Origin of the sequence: Halomonas sp. PGE1, from assembly GCF_013000985.1 — a bacterium.
Lineage (GTDB): Bacteria > Pseudomonadota > Gammaproteobacteria > Pseudomonadales > Halomonadaceae > Halomonas > Halomonas alkalicola.
The window spans coordinates 3,832,859-3,850,897 of record NZ_CP053032.1; the positions used below are offsets into that span (position 1 = coordinate 3,832,859).

Annotated in this window: 15 protein-coding genes, 1 tRNA gene and 1 pseudogene; 9 read left to right on the forward strand and 8 right to left on the reverse strand. The window is 70.2% G+C overall.

Features of this window, described 5'->3' with window-relative positions; all coding sequences use genetic code 11:
* Positions 1-33 precede the first annotated feature (33 nt).
* From cgtA to rplU, 3 genes are all read right to left on the reverse strand, one after another.
* Entirely contained in the window at positions 34-1,221 is a 1,188-nt protein-coding gene (cgtA, locus tag HIR79_RS17915) for an Obg family GTPase CgtA (protein WP_169959384.1), read from the reverse strand.
* A 100-nt stretch (positions 1,222-1,321) separates the two neighbouring features.
* Positions 1,322-1,579, reverse strand: a complete 258-nt coding sequence (gene rpmA / locus HIR79_RS17920; protein ID WP_110070533.1) for a 50S ribosomal protein L27 — start codon at positions 1,577-1,579, stop codon at positions 1,322-1,324.
* Between the two features lie 31 nt (positions 1,580-1,610).
* Positions 1,611-1,922 carry a 50S ribosomal protein L21 gene (gene rplU, locus HIR79_RS17925; protein WP_169959385.1) on the reverse strand — a complete coding sequence of 104 codons (312 nt, stop codon included), beginning with the start codon at positions 1,920-1,922 and terminating at the stop codon, positions 1,611-1,613.
* 283 nt (positions 1,923-2,205) lie between these two features.
* Here rplU and ispB point away from each other — a divergent pair, with 283 nt between their 5' ends.
* Both ispB and HIR79_RS17935 read left to right on the forward strand, forming a co-directional pair.
* Positions 2,206-3,201 carry an octaprenyl diphosphate synthase gene (gene ispB, locus HIR79_RS17930; protein WP_169959386.1) on the forward strand — a complete coding sequence of 332 codons (996 nt, stop codon included), beginning with the start codon at positions 2,206-2,208 and terminating at the stop codon, positions 3,199-3,201.
* A gap of 79 nt (positions 3,202-3,280) precedes the next feature.
* A tRNA-Pro gene (locus HIR79_RS17935) sits at positions 3,281-3,357 on the forward strand.
* 149 nt (positions 3,358-3,506) lie between these two features.
* Here HIR79_RS17935 and HIR79_RS17940 read toward each other — a convergent pair.
* The 4 genes from HIR79_RS17940 to HIR79_RS17955 all read right to left on the reverse strand — a co-directional run bounded on the left by HIR79_RS17940 (position 3,507) and on the right by HIR79_RS17955 (position 7,413).
* Positions 3,507-3,959 carry a universal stress protein gene (locus HIR79_RS17940; protein ID WP_169959387.1) on the reverse strand — a complete coding sequence of 151 codons (453 nt, stop codon included), beginning with the start codon at positions 3,957-3,959 and terminating at the stop codon, positions 3,507-3,509.
* A gap of 93 nt (positions 3,960-4,052) precedes the next feature.
* Entirely contained in the window at positions 4,053-5,567 is a 1,515-nt protein-coding gene (locus HIR79_RS17945) for an SLC13 family permease (protein WP_169959388.1), read from the reverse strand.
* A gap of 39 nt (positions 5,568-5,606) precedes the next feature.
* The gene (locus tag HIR79_RS17950; protein WP_249322205.1) at positions 5,607-7,181 is read right to left on the reverse strand and encodes a phospholipase D family protein; all 1,575 of its coding nucleotides are present in this window, start codon (positions 7,179-7,181) and stop codon (positions 5,607-5,609) included.
* Entirely contained in the window at positions 7,174-7,413 is a 240-nt protein-coding gene (locus HIR79_RS17955; protein ID WP_110070530.1) for a hypothetical protein, read from the reverse strand. Before HIR79_RS17955 ends, HIR79_RS17950 begins: the two co-directional genes overlap by 8 nt.
* Before the next feature lie 180 nt (positions 7,414-7,593).
* Here HIR79_RS17955 and HIR79_RS17960 point away from each other — a divergent pair, with 180 nt between their 5' ends.
* From HIR79_RS17960 to rapA, 3 genes and pseudogenes are all read left to right on the forward strand, one after another.
* Positions 7,594-8,394 (forward strand): TlpA disulfide reductase family protein, encoded by an 801-nt coding sequence (locus HIR79_RS17960; protein ID WP_169959389.1) that lies wholly within the window; start codon positions 7,594-7,596, stop codon positions 8,392-8,394.
* Positions 8,395-8,602: 208 nt separating this feature from the next.
* On the forward strand, positions 8,603-9,643 hold the full coding sequence (locus HIR79_RS17965) for an IS110 family RNA-guided transposase (protein ID WP_169957516.1): 1,041 nt from the start codon (positions 8,603-8,605) through the stop codon (positions 9,641-9,643).
* Positions 9,644-10,106: 463 nt separating this feature from the next.
* Positions 10,107-13,057, forward strand: a pseudogene (gene rapA, locus HIR79_RS17970) (RNA polymerase-associated protein RapA).
* A 25-nt stretch (positions 13,058-13,082) separates the two neighbouring features.
* Here the strand turns inward: rapA and HIR79_RS17975 are convergent.
* Positions 13,083-13,988: a TIGR01777 family oxidoreductase gene (locus HIR79_RS17975; RefSeq protein WP_119022589.1), complete on the reverse strand. Its 906-nt coding sequence runs from the start codon at positions 13,986-13,988 to the stop codon at positions 13,083-13,085.
* Between the two features lie 116 nt (positions 13,989-14,104).
* Between HIR79_RS17975 and HIR79_RS17980 the strand changes: the two genes are divergently transcribed.
* The 4 genes from HIR79_RS17980 to HIR79_RS17995 all read left to right on the forward strand — a co-directional run bounded on the left by HIR79_RS17980 (position 14,105) and on the right by HIR79_RS17995 (position 18,035).
* On the forward strand, positions 14,105-15,142 hold the full coding sequence (locus tag HIR79_RS17980; RefSeq protein ID WP_169959390.1) for an NAD(P)/FAD-dependent oxidoreductase: 1,038 nt from the start codon (positions 14,105-14,107) through the stop codon (positions 15,140-15,142).
* A 76-nt stretch (positions 15,143-15,218) separates the two neighbouring features.
* Complete coding sequence (locus tag HIR79_RS17985; RefSeq protein ID WP_169959391.1) at positions 15,219-16,139, forward strand: MerR family transcriptional regulator; 921 nt, start codon at positions 15,219-15,221, stop codon at positions 16,137-16,139.
* 7 nt (positions 16,140-16,146) lie between these two features.
* The gene (gene phrB / locus HIR79_RS17990) at positions 16,147-17,562 is read left to right on the forward strand and encodes a deoxyribodipyrimidine photo-lyase (RefSeq protein WP_169959392.1); all 1,416 of its coding nucleotides are present in this window, start codon (positions 16,147-16,149) and stop codon (positions 17,560-17,562) included.
* A gap of 32 nt (positions 17,563-17,594) precedes the next feature.
* Complete coding sequence (locus tag HIR79_RS17995) at positions 17,595-18,035, forward strand: nuclear transport factor 2 family protein (RefSeq protein WP_169959393.1); 441 nt, start codon at positions 17,595-17,597, stop codon at positions 18,033-18,035.
* Positions 18,036-18,039 lie beyond the last annotated feature (4 nt).

Below are 18,039 nucleotides of genomic sequence, written 5' to 3' on the forward strand. Positions count from 1 at the left end.
CGTCTCCGACCCCTCTATCGCAAGTCTACTTCATCAGGGCGCGTATTCGACCTCGACGTCGTAATCGTCGTCATCGAAGTCGTCGTCGTCCTCATCGACCTTCTTGCGCCTGCGGCCCAGGCGCGCCTCGGTGCGGGCGACCGCCTCGTCCTCCATGCGAGCACGCATCTCGCGGGCCCGCTCGGCAGCCTCCTCGTCCTCGTTCTCGAGCTGGCGCTGCTCGGTGAGCCAGCGGTGGGCGGCCTGCACCAGGGCGTCGGTGCCATCGCCGGAGATCGCCGAGATGCGGAATACCGGCCCCTCCCAGCCCAGGCGGCGCACGATCTCGTCGGCCTTGGCCTCGCGCTCCTCCTCGGGAAGCAGGTCGAGCTTGTTGAGCACCAGCCAGCGCGGCAGCTCGGCCAGCGCCGGGGAGAACTCACCCAGCTCGTGGATGATCGCATCGGCGGCCTCCACCGGGTCGGACTCGTCGAAGGGCGCCACGTCCACCACGTGGAACAGCAGCCGGGTGCGGGTCAGGTGCTTGAGGAAGCGCAGACCCAGGCCGGCGCCTTCTGAGGCCCCCTCGATCAGCCCCGGCACATCGGCCATCACGAAGTGCTCGTGCATGCCGAGCTTCACCACACCCAGGTTGGGCACCAGGGTGGTGAAGGGGTAGTTGGCGACCTTGGGCTTGGCGGCGGAGACGGCGCGGATCAGCGTCGACTTGCCGGCGTTGGGCATGCCCAGCAGGCCCACGTCGGCCATCACCTTCATCTCCAGGCGCAGGTTGCGGCGCTCGCCCGAGGTGCCCGGCGTGGTCCGCCGCGGCGCGCGGTTGGTGGAGGACTTGAAGTGGATGTTGCCAAGCCCCCGGCGTCCGCCCTGGGCCACCAGCACCACCTGCCCGATCTCGGTGACGTCGGCGATCACCTCGAGGGTCTCCTCGTCGATCACCGTGGTGCCCACCGGCACCTTGATGTGCAGGTCCTCACCGGCGCGACCGCTCATCTGCCGGCCCATGCCGGGCTGACCGTTCTGGGCCTTGTAGAAGCGCTGGTAGCGGAAGTCGATCAGGGTGTTGAGGGCGTCATCACCGATCAGGTAGACGCTGCCGCCGTGGCCGCCATCGCCGCCGTCCGGGCCGCCCTTGGGCACATACTTCTCACGCCGGAAACTGAGGCAGCCATTGCCCCCATTGCCGGCCTCCACGATGATCGAGGCTTCGTCGACGAACTGCATCTGTCACTCTCCTGACGGCACCTGAGATCCCAACCGCCATAGTATATGTACAAGAAGGCCCCGCCTGGGCGGGGCCTTCCTGCTGCAAGCCTCAGGCGTCTCAGGCAGAGACGACGCTGACGAACTTGCGGTTCTTCGGACCCTTGGTCTCGAACTTGATCACACCGTCGTTCAGGGCGAACAGGGTGTGGTCGCGGCCGAGGCCCACGCCGACGCCGGCGTGGAACTTGGTGCCGCGCTGACGCACGATGATGTTGCCGGCGGTGACGGCCTGGCCACCGAACAGCTTGACGCCAAGGCGCTTGGATTCTGAATCGCGGCCGTTACGCGTGGAGCCGGCTGCCTTCTTATGTGCCATGGAAAAATCCTCCGTTCAGGGGATGGGCCGCTTACGCGGAGATCCCGGTGATCTTGACTTCAGTGAACCACTGGCGGTGGCCCTGACGCTTCATGTGGTGCTTGCGGCGACGGAACTTGATGATGGTGACCTTGTCGCCACGGCCGTGGGAGACGATCTCGGCAGAGACCTTGGCACCCTCGAGGAGCGGAGCGCCAATCTTGACGTCGTCGCCATCGGCAACCAGCAGCACCTCGTCGAAGTCGACGGACTCGCCGGTCGGGACTTCGATCTTCTCCAGCTTGAGGGTCTGGCCTTCCTGAACGCGGTACTGCTTGCCGCCGCTCTTGATAACTGCGTACATGCTTTTCTCTCCAGGACTCATCAGGGTTGGCTCTTGATCGACCTGCGGCGAGTGGCGCCTCTTCTGGCACCATCTGACAGGGAGCGGGATGAGTGGGCCGCGCATTATAACCGCGTGCCGATGGCGACACAACCCGCACCGCGCCTGCCGCTGGCGCCGGCCCGCCCGCCCCGCGGCGGCTCGCCTTGACGCCCATGAGGGGGCCCCATAGCATGGCCGGCAACCCAAGGCCAGAGGGGGCCGCCACGCCCCGGCCCCCATCAATTCCGTCGAAGCCGCCTCCATGACTGCCAATGTCTCCTCCCCCACCGCCGCTCCATCGCCGATCCACGCCGTCGTGGCCGAGGATTTCGCCGCGGTCAACCGCACCATCATGGATCAGCTCAACTCGCGGATTCCGCTGGTGGAGACCATCGGCCAGTACATCATCGAGAGCGGCGGCAAGCGGCTGCGCCCGCTGCTGGTGCTGCTGGCGGCCCGGGCGCTGGGCTACCAGGGCGAGCGCCATGTGACCCTGGCCACCCTGATCGAGTTCATGCACACCTCGACCCTGCTGCATGACGACGTGGTGGACGAGTCCCACATGCGTCGCGGCAAGGCCACCGCCAACGACGCCTGGGGCAACGCCCCCTCGGTGCTGGTCGGCGACTTCCTCTACTCGCGCTCCTTCCAGATGATGGTAGAGGTGGGCTCCATGCGGATCATGGACGTGCTCTCCTCCGCCACCTGCGTCATCGCCGAGGGCGAGGTGCAGCAGCTGACCAACGTGGGCAACCCGGACATCGACGAGGCGGCCTACTTCGAGACCATCCAGGGCAAGACCGCCATGCTCTTCGAGGCGGCCAGCCACAGCGGCGCCATCCTCGCCGAGGCGACCCCGGAGCAGGAGGCCGCCCTGCAGTACTATGGCCGCTACCTGGGCCTGGCCTTCCAGCTGATCGACGACCTGCTCGACTACCAGGGCGACGCCGAGGCGATGGGCAAGAACGTCGGCGACGACCTGGCCGAAGGCAAGCCGACCCTGCCGCTGATCCAGGCCATGGCCGCCGGCACCCCGGAGCAGGCCGCGGTGATCCGCCGCGCGATCCGCAAGGGCGGGCTGGACCATCTCGACGAGGTGCTGGCCATCGTGAACGCCACCGGCGCCCTCGACTACACCCGCACCCGGGCCGAGGAGATGGCCGACCTGGCCCTCGCCCAGCTCGAGAAGCTGCCCGCCTCGCCCTATCGCGACAGCATGGCCGACCTGGCCCGCCTGGCGGTGGAGCGCAAGGCGTGAACCGGCCCGCCGCGCGGGGCTTGCAAAGCGCCCCGCGGCGGGTATAATGCGACCCCGTTGAGGCATCAGCCCAACGCGTCGGAGCGTAGCTCAGCTTGGTAGAGCGCTGCCTTCGGGAGGCAGAGGTCGTAGGTTCGAATCCTGTCGCTCCGACCAACGAATTCAAGGCCTTGCGGTTACCCGCAAGGCCTTTTTCGTGTGCCTGACATGTCACCCTTTCTCTTGCCGCACCTCTCTTGTCACCCCTGCGCTTCTTCGTCCTTTCGCTTCTTCATCCTTTCGCTGGGTGCTGAGACGACGGCGCGTCAGGTCACGGTGATCACGCTGCAGCCGGCGGTGTGGCTGACCCGGTGGGAAACGCTGCCCACCACCATGCCCCTGAGATCGCTCATGCCGCGGCTGCCCATGACGATCGCATCGGCATTGACCTCCTCGGCGGCCTCGATGATGCGCTCGCCGGCCTTGCCCTGGCGCACCAGCGCCTTGACCTCGAGGCCGGCCAGATCCACCGCGGCCCTGGCCTTGTCGATCACCTTCTCACCGGCCTTGCGCACCCCCTCGGCCAGCTTCTCGCGCTCCACCTCGGACATGGGCTCGGTGCTGCCGCCCACCAGGATGCCGATGTTATCGGGAGCCGCCTCGGGAACATTGAGCAGGTGCAGGGTGGCGCCGCCGCTGCGCGCCAGCTCGGCGGCAACCCCCAGCGCCTTCTCCGCGTGCGCGGAACCATCGACGGGAACCACAAGGGTCTTGAACATGGCGTGACTGCCCTTTTCACAGTGTTGAAGAAGGAGGCATGCGCCCCACTTCCTACAGACTAGACCCTGCGGGCGTTTCGGCCATGTCCTGGATCAGGCCGCCCAGCCGAAGCCGAGGATCGGCATGGCCAGGGCAAAGACCACCAGAATGATCACCAGCAGCGCCGCGACGCTGATCAGGGCCCCGGCGCGCACCATCTCGGCCACGCTGAGCTTGCCGCTGGCGAATACCACGGCGTTGGGCGGCGTCGCCACCGGCAGCATGAAGGCGCAGCTGGCCGCCATGGCCACCGGCACCGAGAGCAGCAGCGGGCTGGCCCCCAGGCTGACGGTGAGCGAGGCGGTCAGCGGCAGGATGGCCGCCGCGGTGGCGGTGTTGCTGGTGACGTGGCTCATCAGCATCACCGCCAGTGCCACCATGGCCACCATGGTCCAGGTGGGCCAGCTGCCGAAGACGCCGAGCCCCTCGGCCACCACGGCGGCCAGGCCGCTCCCCTCGATGGCGGTGCCGAGGCTGAGCCCGCCGCCCACCATGATCAGCACGCCCCAGGGCAGGTGCTTGGCGCTCTCCCAGTCCATCAGGAACTGGCGCTGGCGCCAGCGCGCCGGCACCACAAACAGCAGCAGCGCCCCGATGATGGCGATCCCGGCATCGCTGAGCTCCACCCCGAGGGCGCGCTCCAGCAGCGGCCGGGTGATCCAGGCCAGGGCCACCAGAACAAAGATCGCCGCCACCCGCTGCTCGGGCCGGGTCATGCGCCCGAGATCCCGGGCCTGGTCGGCGAGCATCTCGGCCACCCCGGGCACCTCGCGGCGCTCCACCGGGTAGACCCAGCGGGTGAGCAGCCACCAGGCCAGCGCCAGCAGCAGCAGCGAAGGGGGCACGGCCACCGCCATCCACTGGGCGAAGCCGATCTCGATGCCGTAGCTCTCGCCCATGAAGCCGGCCAGCAGGGCGTTGGGCGGGGTGCCGATCAGGGTGCCCATGCCGCCGATGTTGGCGGCCAGGGCGATCCCCAGCAGCAGCGTCAGGGCCATATGGCGGCTGGCACCGGCGCCGCCCTGGCGCTCCAGCATGGCCAGCACGGATAGACCGATGGGCACCATCAGCGCGGCGGTGGCGGTGTTGCTGACCCACATGCTCAGCGCCGCGGTGGCGAGCATGAAGCCCGCCACCAGCCGGTCCGGGCGGCTGCCCGAGACCCGCAGCACCAGCATGGCGATGCGCCGATGCAGCCCCCAGCGTTGGATCGCCTCGGCCAGCAGGAAGCCGCCGAGGAAGAGGAAGATCAGCGGGTTGGCGTAGGGGGCGGCCACCGAGTGGATGGTGCCCACGCCGAGCAGCGGCAGCAGCGCCACCGGCAGCAGGGCGGTGACGGCGATGGGTACCGGCTCCAGCACCCACCACACCGCCATCCAGGCGGTCAGCGCCACCACCTGCCAGGCCGCCGCCGGCATGTCCGCCGGCGCCTCCATCCACAGCAGCAGTGCCGCCGCCAGGGGGCCGAGAAAGAGGCCGAGGGTGACCTGGAGTCGCTCGCGCCGGGCCTGGCGCCGCTCCGCGTCCTGGCTCGCCTCCTCGGCGTCTCGGGTCTGGGGGTCATTCATCGCGTCTCTCCTTGCTCGCGTCTCGACGGGCGGGGCGCGCTACAGCCAGCGCTCCAGCCGCAGCAGGCGGGTCAGCCAGGCGTTGGCGTGTCGCCAGGGGCCGCCGGGCTCCCGGGCGAGGCGGACCATCTCGTCGTCATGGCGTGTCTCCCATCCCAGCCGGCCGTCGTCGAGGGTCACCCGGTAGCTCAGCTCGGGGCTCGCCCCCTCCTCCACCAGTTCGCGAAACTCCCGGGCCAGGCCCTCACTCTCGGCCAGCACGCCCAGCTCGCTGTTCCACCATACCGAACGCGGGTCGGCGTTGGCCGAGCCCACGAAGACGGTCTCCTCGTCTATCGCCAGGGCCTTGATATGCAGCGCCGAGGCGGAGGTGCCCGGCATGCCCATGGTGGCCCCCTCGCCGTCGGCGTGCTCGGCGCGCAGCTCGAAGAGCGCCACGCCGCTCTCCAGCAGCGCGCGGCGATGGGGCATATAGGCCCCGTGGACCACCGGCACATCGGTGGCCTCCAGGGAGTTGGTGACCACCTCCACCGCGACGCCGGCCTCCGCCAGCTCCTGCAGCACCCGGCTGCCCTCGGCGGTGGGCACGAAGTAGGCCGAGACCAGGCTCAGGCGCGCCTCGGGGGCCACCCGCGCCCACAGCTGCCCCGCCATGGTCTCGTCCAGGGCCGGGCGGCCGCGCCAGGCCGGCTTGCCCGGCGGGTCCCACAGCGCCTCGGCCTGCCCCCAGTGCAGGACATCCACCAGGCGCTGGCGATCGCGTTCCTCGTGGCGCTCGCGCAGCGCCTGGAAGTAGTCGGAGTCGCTCTCCTCGGCGAGCCGGGCGGCGAGCTCCTCGCGCAGGGCCCGCCAGGCGTCGGCCTCGACGCGGTGGTAGCGCCCCACGGGCTGGGCCAGGCCATGGTTCCAGTAGAGATCGAAGCTAATCGACAGGGGGGCCACCACCTCGCCCACCGTCAGCAGGTCGAGGTCGGCGAAGTTGCGGGGCTCGCTGGCGTTGTAGTACTCGTCGCCCAGGTTGCGGCCGCCGGCGATGGCCAGGGCGTTGTCGGCGATCCATAGCTTGTTGTGCATGCGCCGGTGGTGGCGCGGCAGCACCGGGATGGTGGCCAGCACCCGGGTGGCCAGGTTGGCGCGCCCCACCGGAAGCGGGTGGTAGACGCGCACCTGCAGGTTGGGGTGGCTGTCCAGGGCGGCCAGGCGCTGGCCCTGCCCCACAGCGCCGATGTCGTCGATCAGCAGGCGCACCTCGACGCCGCGCTCGGCGGCGTCCAGCACCCGGGCCAGCAGCACCCGGGTGGTCAGGCCATCGCCCATCAGGTAGGTCTGGATGTCGAGGCGGCGCTCGGCCCGGGCGGTGAGCAGGCCACGCACCGCGAAGGCATCCTTGCCGTTGGCCAGCAGGGCCAGGCCGCTCTGGCCCGGGTGGGCCTCGGCCTGCTCGGCGGCCCAGCGGCCCAGGGGGGTCTCGGCGACCTCCCAGGGCGGCAGCGCCGTAGTGTGCACGCGCGGCTGCGGGGCGCCGGCGCAGCCCGCCAGCAGCAGCAGGAGCGCCAGCAGCGGGGCGAGCCGGAGCCGTGGCGGCCCGCCGGCGGGCCGCCACGCCTCAGGCATCGCCATCGTCGTCGGCCAGCCGTCGCGCCAGCGCCTTGCGCGCCTTGTTGCGGCGATAGAGCCGCACCAGGGCGATGCCGAGCGCGGTGGCGACCATGGCCGCCAGGGTCCAGCCCTGCCAGTAGCGGGCGGCGTCGCCCATCATCGTCTCCAGGGTGATGATCAGGATGAAGCCCAGCGCCTGGCTGGCGATGGCCAGGGCGCGCAGGGTGTCGAAGGCAGGCTTGGCCATGCAGGCTCCCATGACGAGGGTGGCGGACGGATGACAGCCCTGCCGCCCGGCAGTAGGCTTGGCAGGGTCAGGGTATCGACGCAGGCAGCGCCTTTTCGGGTGACCAAGTGTACCCGCTCGCGCGCCGGCCGCCGACCCTGCATCGCCACGACCCTGCCCCATTGTTCAGGAGCCCGCCCCATGGATGCCATCGCCCTCGGCCCCGTGCTGCTCTCGGTGCCGCGCCTCTACGCGCTGGGCGCCGCCCTGCTGCTGCTGGCGCTGAGCGCCTGGCTGCTGGGGCTGCCGCGGGGCGAACACGCCCGCTGGTTCAATGGCCTGGTGCTGGCCTGGCTGGTGGGGGCGCGTACCGGCCACGTGCTGCTCCACCTGGAGGCCTACGCCGCGGCCCCGCTGGATATCCTCAAGCTGTGGCAGCCGGGCTTCCACGGCCTGTGGGGGCTGGTGGCTGCGCTGCTGTGGACCGGCTGGGCCCTGCGCCACCATCTGCTGCGGCTAATCGGCGCCATGGCCCTGACCGTGGGGGCGGCGAGCCTGTGGCTGGTGATGGTGACGCTGGCCCCCCTGGGCAGCGGCCTGACCATCGACGCGCTGCCCGATATCGCCCTGGAGACCCTCGACGGCGAGACCGTCAATCTGCGCGACTTGCAGGGCGAGACGGTGGTGCTCAACCTGTGGGCCACCTGGTGCCCGCCCTGCCTGCGCGAGATGCCACTGCTGGCCGAGGCCGACGCCCGCGACGGCGTCACCGTGGTGGTGGCCAACCAGGGCGAGGAGCTGCTGCAGGTGATCCGCTACCTGGACGACCAGGGGCTCGAGTTCCGCTACCCGCTGCTCGATCCGCGCCAGGAGCTGATGGTGCTGCTGGAGGCGCCAGGACTGCCGACCACGCTGCTGTTCGACGCCTCCGGGCGCGCCGTGGAGCGCCACGTGGGCGAGCTCTCCCGGGCCCAGCTCGGCGCCTGGCTGGACCGCCACTGAGCCACGCCCCATCGGTATGGCCCGACGCGACAGACTCTGTTGCAGTTGCCTGCAGCGAGAGGCGCCGGGGGCAGGCCGGAGAGGGGGTCCTATGCCAGGGATGGCATCGGTAGCAATGGGATGGAGTCCTCCCCACCCTATATCGGCGTCATTGCGCCACACTGGTGGGCAGGAACACCAACCAGCCTGAGGGTGAGGAGAACTCGTCATGAACATTACCCGTGTCGGCGTCGATATCGCAAAGTCTGTTTTTCATGTCCACGGCGTCGATCGCCATGATCAGGTGCAGTGGCAAGGTAAGTACACCCGCGAAAAATGGCTGGATGAGGTCAGCAAGCGGGTGCCGGCGGGAGCCGAAATCGGCATGGAAGCCTGTGCCTCGTCTCACTACTGGGCGCGGGCCTTGCAGGAGCGAGGCTATCGCGTCAAGTTGATCGCCGCACAGTTCGTGACGCCCTACGTGAAGAGCAACAAGAATGACCGGGTCGACGCCGAAGCGATCTGTGAAGCCATGGGGCGGCCCAGCATGCGCTTCGTGGCCGTCAAGAGCGTCGCTCAGCAGGATACCCAGGCGGCACACCGCATTCGTGAAGAGCTGGTACGGCAGCGCACGGCCAAGGCCAATCAGATACGTGGGCTGGTGGGGGAGTATGGCCTGGTCGCTCCGGTGGGTATCGGTCAGTTGCGTGCCGCCCTGCCTCGCTGGCTGGAAGAGGCAGACAACGGGCTGACGGATGCCTTTCGTGTCCTGCTTGCCGGCCTTGCCGAGGATCTGCGACACCTGGATGAGCGCATCGCGACGGTCACGGCGAGCCTCGAGCGACAGGCCAAGGCAGACCCCGTGGCCAAGCGGCTGATGACGCTGCAGGGTATCGGTCCACTGACCGCCACCGCGCTGGCCGGCGCCCTCGGCGATGGCAAGAGCTTTCGGCGCGGGCGAGATTTTGCCGCCTCGCTCGGCTTGACGCCTCGACAACACAGCACCGGGGGGCGAGACCGCCTGCTGGGCATCAGCAAACGCGGCGACAGTTACCTGCGCAAGCTACTGGTGCATGGTGCGCGATCGGTGCTCCGGCATGTGGGTACCAAGGACGACGGCCTGAGCCAGTGGGTCAGGCACCTGGCCGAGCACAAACATGCCAATGTGGCGGTCGTCGCACTGGCCAACAAGACGGCACGTATCGCCTGGGCGGTAACCCGCCATGAGAGCGCCTATGATGCGTCGCTGGCGTCCCGGCTTTCGGCATGAAAAACCATTGGATTTAGCACGTTAATATAATATTGAGCACCGTCCACCACGATTGCTGAGCATGCTGCAGGATGGCGAACAGGTCGAACCGACGTCAGACAACCCCTTCTGGACGCTGAGCCTTTTGAGCTCGAGGTAGCGATTGGGAGCTGACGTGCGGATAGCCCATCAAGGTCCGATGTTCATGAGAGCATCATTACTGAGACCGGAAATACGTGTGCAGTCGTACCTACCGACCATCGTGCCTCGTGCTTGCAAACGGGGAGGACTCCATATACGTACAGGGATGTATTCACAGCGCCCCCTCGAGGGCCTGTCGCCGGAATAGCCTCGAGCAACGGCCCGAGACGAATCACCACGCTTAAGCCGCGCCGCCCTTTGCTGTAAGATACCGCGCCCTGTTCGGCCCGCCCCGTCACGGCGGCCATGAGCGCACCCACTCTTCAGCATCCTCCGAGGCATCATGAGCGACTTCTCCCCCGGCCAGCGCTGGATCAGCGACGGCGAGGCCGAACTCGGCCTGGGCACCATCCTGAGCTGCGATGCGCGCAGCGTCACCGTGCTGTTCGGCGCCAGCCAGGAAACCCGCACCTACAGCAGCCGCCAGGCTCCGCTGACCCGGGTGGTGTTCGGCAGCGGCGACCGCATCCGCGCCGCCGAGGGCTGGACCCTGACCGTGGACGACACCAAGGAGCTCGGCGGCCTGATCGTCTATATCGGCGAGGACGAGCGGGGCGAGCTCACCGAGCTGCCCGAGGCGCGGCTCGCCGACACCATGCAGTTCGACCAGGCCCGCGACCGCCTGCTCACCGGCCAGGTGGACCGTAACGACTGGTTCGAGCTGCGCTTCCGCACCCTGCACCACCACCACCGCATCGAGCAGAACCCGGCGCTGGGCCTGGCCGGGCCGCGCATCGACCTGATCCCGCACCAGCTCTACATCGCCGACGAGGTCTCCCGGCGCCATGCCCCTCGGGTGCTGCTGGCCGACGAGGTGGGGCTGGGCAAGACCATCGAGGCGGGGCTGATCCTGCACCGCCTGCTGCTCACCGGGCGTGCCGAGCGGGCGCTGATCCTGGTGCCGGCGAGCCTCTGCCACCAGTGGCTGGTGGAGCTGCTGCGCCGCTTCGCCCTCGAGGTGACCCTGCTCGACGAGCAGCAGAGCCAGGCCCACGGCGATGCCAACCCCTTCGAGGCCGGACAGATCATCCTGGCCAGCCAGGACTGGCTGTTCGCCAACCCCCACCGCCAGTCCCAGGCCCTGGCCTGCGCCTGGGACCTGCTGATCGTCGACGAGGCCCACCACCTGGACTGGAGCGAGGAGCAGATGGGCCCCCGGCTACGCCTGCGTGGCGCGCCTGGCCGGCGAGAGCGAGGGGGTGCTGCTGCTCACCGCCACCCCCGAGCAGATGGGCGTGGCGAGCCACTTCGCCCGCCTGCGCCTGCTCGACCCGGACCGCTACCATAGCCTGGAGCGCTTCCGCGAGGAGGAGGCCCACTACGTGGAGGTGGCCGAGGCGATCGATGCCCTGGAGCGCCTGCCCGGCGATGACGCGGACCGCGACCGGGTCGCCGCGGTGATCAACGAGGCCGACAGCCTGGCGCTGCTCGCCACCCTGGCCAACCCCGAGGCCAGCGAGGCCCAGCATGCGGCTGCCCGGGACCAGCTGCGCGACCAGCTGCTCGACCGCCACGGCACCGGCCGGGTGATGTTCCGCAACAGCCGCCGCCACGTGGGCGGCTTCCCGGAGCGGCGCCTGCACGTCACCGAGCTGGCCCCGCCCTCGGCCTACCGCCGAGTGCTGCGCAAGCTGGAGCGCGACGAGGACTACCTCGACGAGCTGCTGATCGAGACCGGCCTCGACCACCCCGAGGTGCTGATCTACCTGGACGCCATGTACCGGGCCCTGGCCGACGACCCGCTCAACGAGGAGCCCTGGTGGCAGATCGACCCGCGGGTCAACTGGCTGCTGGAGCGGCTGGCCGACGACGGCGAGGGGGGGCTCGCCGGCGACAAGGTGCTGGTGATCGCCCACGATCGGGAGACCGCCCAGGGCCTGGCCGAGGCGCTGCGCGTGCTGGGCGGCTACCACGCGCCGGTGTTCCACGAGGGGCTCTCCCTGGTGGAACGCGACCGCGCCGCGGCGGCCTTCGCCGACGAGGAGGAGGGCTGCCAGGTGCTGGTCTGCTCGGAGATCGGCTCCGAGGGGCGCAACTTCCAGTTCTGCCGCCACCTGGTGATGTTCGACCTGCCCATCCATCCGGACCAGCTGGAGCAGCGCATCGGCCGCCTGGACCGCATCGGCCAGCGTCACGCCATCGAGATCCACGTGCCGGTGTTCGAGGCCAGCCCCGGCGAGAAGCTGCTGCGCTGGTACCGCGACGGCATGGACGCCTTCAGCGCCCCCCACGGCATCGGCAGCGAGATCTTCGATGCCTTCGGCGACGCCCTGGCCGAGGCGCTGGTCGACGACGAGGGCATGGCGGAGGTGATCGAGGAGACCCGGGTGCTGTTCGAGAGCCGCCTGGCCGAGCGCGACGCCGGGCGCAACCGCCTGCTGGAGCTCAACGCCTGCCGCCCCGGCCGCGCCGAGGCGGTGGCGGCGGCGATCCGCGAGCTGGACGAGGACCGCGCCCTGCCCCGCTACCTGGACCTGGCCCTGGACATCTTCGGGGTGGACAGCCAGGAGCTGGGCGGCGGCATCCAGCACCTGCTGCCGAGCCCCCAGATGCTCGACGGCCTGCCCGGCCTGGCCAAGGGCGAGGAGGGCTTCTCGGCCACCTTCTCGCGGCTGCGTGCGCTCTCCCGGGACGACGTCCAGCGCCTCTCCTGGGAGCACCCGCTGCTGCGCGAGATGATGGGCCGGATCCTGGACGGCACCATGGGCAACACCGCGCTGGCGCTGCTCCGGCACCCGGCGCTGCCCCCCCGGGCGGATCATGGCCGAGCTGGTGTTCCGCACCCACTGCCCGGCCCCCAGGAAGCTGCACCTCAACCGCTTCCTGCCGCCCACCGCGGTGCGGGTGCTGCTCGACGAGTCGGGCGTCAACCTGACCGACAAGATCTCCTTCACCGGGCTCTCGAAGAACCTGCAGAAGGTCAAGAAGGCCATGGCGCGGGACCTGATCCGCAGCCGCCTGGAGGTGCTGCGCGAACTGCTCGACCGCGGCGAGGCCGAGGCGGAGCGCGAGCTGCCCTCCATCACCGAGGCGGCCCAGGGGCGCATGCGCGAGGCGCTGGATGGGGAGCTGGCCCGCCTGACGGCCCTGGCACGCCACAACCCGGCGGTGCGCGAGGACGAACTCACCGCGCTGCGCGCCGAACGCCAGGCGCTGGACGAGGCCATCGAGGGCACCCGCCTGCGCCTGGACTCGGTGCGGGTGATCGTCACGGTGGGCGAAGAAGCAAGGTAGGCGGGGCTGTTCCGCCGACAGGCCTTCAGCCCAGAATATCCGCCAGGGCGGCTTCCAGGGTCTCGAAGCGGAACTGGAAGCCCGCCTCCTGAAGGCGCTTCGGGCGCATGTCGGCGCCGGTGAGCAGCAGCCGCGACATCTCGCCGAAGGCGGTCTCCAGCACGATGGCCGGCACCGGGAAGATGGCCGGGCGCCTGAGCTGCTTGGCCAGGGTGCGGGTGAACTCGGCGTTGGTCACCGGGTGCGGGGCGCTGCCGTTGAAGGGGCCCTCGAGCTCGTCGTTGTCGAGCAGGAAGAGGATCGCCCGCACCAGGTCCTCGCGATGGATCCAGGGCATGAACTGCTGGCCCGTGCCGAAGCGCCCCCCCAGCCCGAACTTGAAGGGGGGCAGCATCTTCTGCAGGCTGCCGCCGCCGCTGTCGAGCACCAGGCCGATGCGCAGCAGCACCACCCGGGTGCCGAAGTCGGCCGCCTCGCGGGCGGTGTCTTCCCAGCGCTTGCAGAGCCGGTGGGCAAACTCGTCGTGGGGCGGCGTCTCTTCGCTGACCTCGCGCCCCTCCTGGTCGCCGTAGTAGCCCATGGCCGAGCCCGACACCATCACCCGAGGCGCTCCGCTGCCGCTGGCCTTGAGCTGCTCGCAGAGGATCACCAGGTCGCGGGTGATGTTGACCCGCGAGTCGATCAGCCGCTGCTTCTGGTCATCGCTCCAGCGCCTGGCGGCGATGGATTCGCCGGCCAGGTTGACGATGGCGTCCGGCGGGGTGTCCACGAAATCCAGCACCGAGCGGCGAATGTCCGCCCCCGCGGGCAGTCGCCCTTTCACCGCCGCCGGGTCCCGCGACACCACCAGTAGCCGGTGTCCCGCCTCGACCAGGCGCTGGCACAGCCGCTGCCCCACGAATCCGCTGCCGCCGGTGATCAGCACTCGCATCGCGCTCTCCTGTTACCTGTAATGACGTCTAATGGATGACGGGTATCTGCCATAGGTTATACAGCTGTTGTACACTTCTGCTAGTCTAGCTGAAAACCACCAAGAGTGACGCTGCCATGCGCTCTGATCCCCCTCCTGCTACCGCCATCATCGGGGCCGGCATCGCCGGCCTGGCCTGCGCCCGGGCGCTGGATGCCGCCGGCCTGCCGGTGACCCTGTTCGACAAGGCGCGCGGCGCCGGCGGGCGAATGTCCAGCCGTCGCCTGCCCGAGGCGGTGCTCGACCTGGGGGCCCAGTTCTTCAGCGTCCGCGACCCCGCCTTTCGCCGCGCCGTGGCGGCGTGGCGAAAGGCCGGCTGCATCGCCCCCTGGCCCACCTCGCTGTGGTCGGCCCAGGAGGGGCGCTGGGCGCGCCACGAGGATGACCTGGAGCGCCTGTGCGGTGCGCCGCGCATGAGCGCCGTGACCCGCCACCTGGCCGAGGGGCTGACGCTGCTGGCCGGGACCCGCATCGAGCGCCTCGAGGGCAGCGCCGGGGAGTGGCAGCTGGTGGACGAGCATGGCGCGCACCACGGCCCCTTCGCCCGGGTGGTGATCAGCACACCCTCCCCCCAGGCCCACCCCCTGGTGGCACCTCACGACGCCACCCTGGCCGAGGCCTGCGAGGGGGTGATCCAGCGCCCCTGCTGGGCCGCCTGGGCGCTGTTCGATGCCCCCCTGCCGGCGCTGCCCGGGGTCGATGCCGACTGGCAGGCGGTGCGCCTGGCCGACGCGCGGCTGCGCTTCGTCACCCGCAACCAGCTCAAGCCCGGGCGCCAGGCGCAGGGCGAGAGCCTGAGCCTGCTGGCCAACCTCGAGTGGAGCGAGGCGCGCCTGGAGGACAGCCCCGAGACCGTCGTCGAGGCGCTGCTCGAGGCCTTCCAGCAGGCGCTGCCCGAAGGCGTCCGGCTGCCTGCGCCCAGCGCGCTGGGCGCCCATCGCTGGCGCTACGCCCAACCCGACGTCTTCGCCACCGGCGAGGCCGTCAACCGCGACTACCGCCTCTCGGCCAGCGGCCTGGCGCTGTGCGGCGACGGCTGGCGCGGCCCGCGGGTCGAGGACGCCTGGCTCTCCGGCCACCATCTCGGCGAGGCCCTGGTGGCCGACGCCACCTGAACCGACCGTGACAGGAGTTCGCCATGTCATCCGCCCAGACACCCACTACCTCCAGGATCGGGAGGTCCTGCACGCCATGAACGACCACTCACAGCACGCCGGCGATACGCCCCTCTACCCGATCCGCGAGGTCTCCCGCATCACCGGCGTGAACTCGGTGACGCTGCGCGCCTGGGAGCGACGCTACGGGCTGATCAAGCCCCAGCGCACCCCCAAGGGGCACCGCCTCTACGCCCGGGAAGACATCGAGCGGGTGGAGCAGATCCTGCAGTGGCTCAACCGCGGCGTGCCGGTCAGCCAGGTGTGCGAGCTGCTCGACCGCCCCGAGGCCAGCGAGGCCCCGCCGGCCGACGCCAGCGACTGGCCGGGCCAGCGCGCGCAGCTGGTCACCGCGGTGGAGGCCCTGGACCTGGCGCGCCTGGAGACCCTCTACGCCCAGTCGCTCTCGCTCTATCCGGTGGCGGTGTGCCTCGCCGAGCTGTGGGCGCCCGTGGTGCAGGCGCTCGAGGAGCGCTGGGGCGAGCGGCTCGGCGATACCCTGCAGCGCCTCAGCCTGGAGGCCTTCCTGCGCACCCGCATCGGCACCCGCCTCTACCACGCCAACGGCCAGGCGCCGGGCCCGGTGCTGCTGATGGTGCCGCTGCCCGACGATCCCGGCACTTTGTGGCAGCTGCTGGCCGCCCTGGCGGCCAGCGATCGCGGCTATCGGGTGTCGCTGCTGGACACGCCGCTGCCCTTCGGCGAGCTGCCCCTGGCGGTGGAGGCGCTGGGCGCCGCCGGCGTGCTGATGACCGGCAGCCACGCCGGACGCAGCGACCTGGTGCGCCGCCAGCTGCCGCGCCTGGCCGAGCAGCTCGAGGTCCCGCTGACGCTGTGCGGCCCGGTGGCCCGCATCCGCGAGGCCGACCTGACGGAGAGCGGCGTCGCGGTGCTGGGCGACGACCTGGGCCTGGCGATGGCGCGGCTCGGCGACTTGATGCCCCCACTGTCGAGGTAGGTCCGCCATGCCCCTCGCCCTGATGTGGTTTCGCAGCGACCTGCGCGTGCAGGACAACCGCGCCCTGGCCGCGGCCGCCGCCCGCGGCCCGGTGGTCGCCGTCTTCCTGCGCAGCCTGCCCCACTGGCGGCGCCACGGCCACGGCGCCAACCCGCTCGACTTCCGCGCCCGGGGCGTGGCCGCCCTCGGGGAGGCCCTCGCGGGGCTCAACATCCCGCTGCTGCACCGCGACATCGAGGACTTCGCCGAGTCACCGGCGGCGCTGATGGCCATCGCCCGGGAGACCGGCGCCAGCGCCCTGCACTTCAACCACGAATACCCGCTGGACGAGCAGCGCCGCGACGCCGCCGTGCTTGCCGCCTTCCGTGATGCCGGGCTCGAGGCCCATGGCCACCACGACAGCGTGGCCTTCGCCCCGGGGGAGCTGCTCACCGGCAAGGGCGACTACTACGGCGTCTTCACCCCCTTCGCGAAGAGCTGGCATCGCCAGCTGACGGCGGAGCGCCTGGCGCTGGCCGACACCCCCGCCCCCCAGGCGGAGACCGGCATCGCCTGCGACCCGCTCCCCGCGCTGCCCGAGCTCGAGGATGCGCCCATCGACGGCCGCCAGTGGCCCGCCGGCGAAGGCCCCGCCGCCGACCGCCTGGAGCGCTTCCTGCGCTTCCGTGGCCGCTACTACGCGAAGCAGCGCGACTTTCCGGCGATCCGCGGCACCAGCGAGCTCTCCCCCTACCTGGCGCTGGGCATGATCTCCCACCGCCAGTGCCTGCAGGCGGTGCTGGCCGAGAACGACGGCAGCCTCGCCGAGGGCGATGCCGGCCTGGTGGCCTGGGTCAACGAACTGGTGTGGCGCGAGTTCTACCGCCACGTGGCGGTGGGCTTCCCCCAGGTGTGCCGCCACCGCCCCTTCCAGGCTCATACCGAGGCGCTGGCCTGGCGCGACGACGACGAGGGCTTTGCCGCCTGGTGCGAGGGGCGCACCGGCTACCCCATCGTCGATGCCGCCATGCGCCAGCTCGTCGCCACCGGCTGGATGCACAACCGCCTGCGCATGATCACCGCCATGTTCCTCTCGAAGCACCTGCTGATCGACTGGCGCCGCGGCGAGGCCTTCTTCCTGCGCCACCTGGTGGACGGCGAGTTCTGCGCCAACAACGGCGGCTGGCAGTGGGCCGCCTCCACCGGCACCGACGCCGCCCCCTACTTTCGCATCTTCAACCCCACCACCCAGTCCCAGCGGTTCGACCCCGAGGGCACCTTCCTGGCCGAGTGGCTGCCGGCGCTGGCCGGGCTGCCGGCGAAGGCCCGTCACGCACCGCCCCGTGACCTGCTCAGCGGCGTCGACTACCCCGCCCCCATCGTCGACCACAAGGCGGCACGGGCACGGGCCCTCGACGCCTTCAAGGCGCTGAAGGCCGACTGACACCGCGGTAACGACCGATTCAGGAGTCACCCATGGCAGCGACAGCAGACCAGCGGCTGGAGGCCTTCTGCGCCTTCTTCAATAAGCTAGACAAGAGCTGTACAAAAGATCTCTACGAGTTCTATACTCCCGATGTGCTCTTTATCGACCCGCTTCACCGGATAGAGGGCGCAAGGGCTCTGGAACGCTACTTCGCGACCCTGTACGAGAACGTGACAGCGTGCCGCTTCGACTTTCATGAGCGACAGCGTTCGGGCGATCAGGCCTTCGCCACCTGGACCATGCACCTGACCCATCCGCGGCTCGATGGGGGGCGCGAGATACGGGTATCGGGCTGTTCGCACCTGACCTTCGCTGCGGATGGCCGGGTGGCCCGGCACCAGGACTACTTCGACGCCGGCGCCATGCTCTACGAGCGCCTGCCGCTGCTCGGCGGCGCCATCCGCCTGGTGAAACGACGACTCGACGGCTGACGGA

Coding starts and splice junctions, on each gene's coding strand:
- HIR79_RS17960 (WP_169959389.1), top strand. CDS start 7,594: ATGGATGCCATCGCCCTCGGCCCCGTGCTGCTCTCGGTGCCGCGCCTC.
- HIR79_RS17980 (WP_169959390.1), top strand. CDS start 14,105: ATGCGCTCTGATCCCCCTCCTGCTACCGCCATCATCGGGGCCGGCATC.
- HIR79_RS17940 (WP_169959387.1), bottom strand. CDS start 3,959: ATGTTCAAGACCCTTGTGGTTCCCGTCGATGGTTCCGCGCACGCGGAG.
- HIR79_RS17975 (WP_119022589.1), bottom strand. CDS start 13,988: ATGCGAGTGCTGATCACCGGCGGCAGCGGATTCGTGGGGCAGCGGCTG.
- HIR79_RS17965 (WP_169957516.1), top strand. CDS start 8,603: ATGAACATTACCCGTGTCGGCGTCGATATCGCAAAGTCTGTTTTTCAT.
- HIR79_RS17995 (WP_169959393.1), top strand. CDS start 17,595: ATGGCAGCGACAGCAGACCAGCGGCTGGAGGCCTTCTGCGCCTTCTTC.
- HIR79_RS17955 (WP_110070530.1), bottom strand. CDS start 7,413: ATGGCCAAGCCTGCCTTCGACACCCTGCGCGCCCTGGCCATCGCCAGC.
- HIR79_RS17985 (WP_169959391.1), top strand. CDS start 15,219: ATGAACGACCACTCACAGCACGCCGGCGATACGCCCCTCTACCCGATC.
- phrB (WP_169959392.1), top strand. CDS start 16,147: ATGCCCCTCGCCCTGATGTGGTTTCGCAGCGACCTGCGCGTGCAGGAC.
- HIR79_RS17945 (WP_169959388.1), bottom strand. CDS start 5,567: ATGAATGACCCCCAGACCCGAGACGCCGAGGAGGCGAGCCAGGACGCG.
- rpmA (WP_110070533.1), bottom strand. CDS start 1,579: ATGGCACATAAGAAGGCAGCCGGCTCCACGCGTAACGGCCGCGATTCA.
- cgtA (WP_169959384.1), bottom strand. CDS start 1,221: ATGCAGTTCGTCGACGAAGCCTCGATCATCGTGGAGGCCGGCAATGGG.
- ispB (WP_169959386.1), top strand. CDS start 2,206: ATGACTGCCAATGTCTCCTCCCCCACCGCCGCTCCATCGCCGATCCAC.
- rplU (WP_169959385.1), bottom strand. CDS start 1,922: ATGTACGCAGTTATCAAGAGCGGCGGCAAGCAGTACCGCGTTCAGGAA.
- HIR79_RS17950 (WP_249322205.1), bottom strand. CDS start 7,181: ATGCCTGAGGCGTGGCGGCCCGCCGGCGGGCCGCCACGGCTCCGGCTC.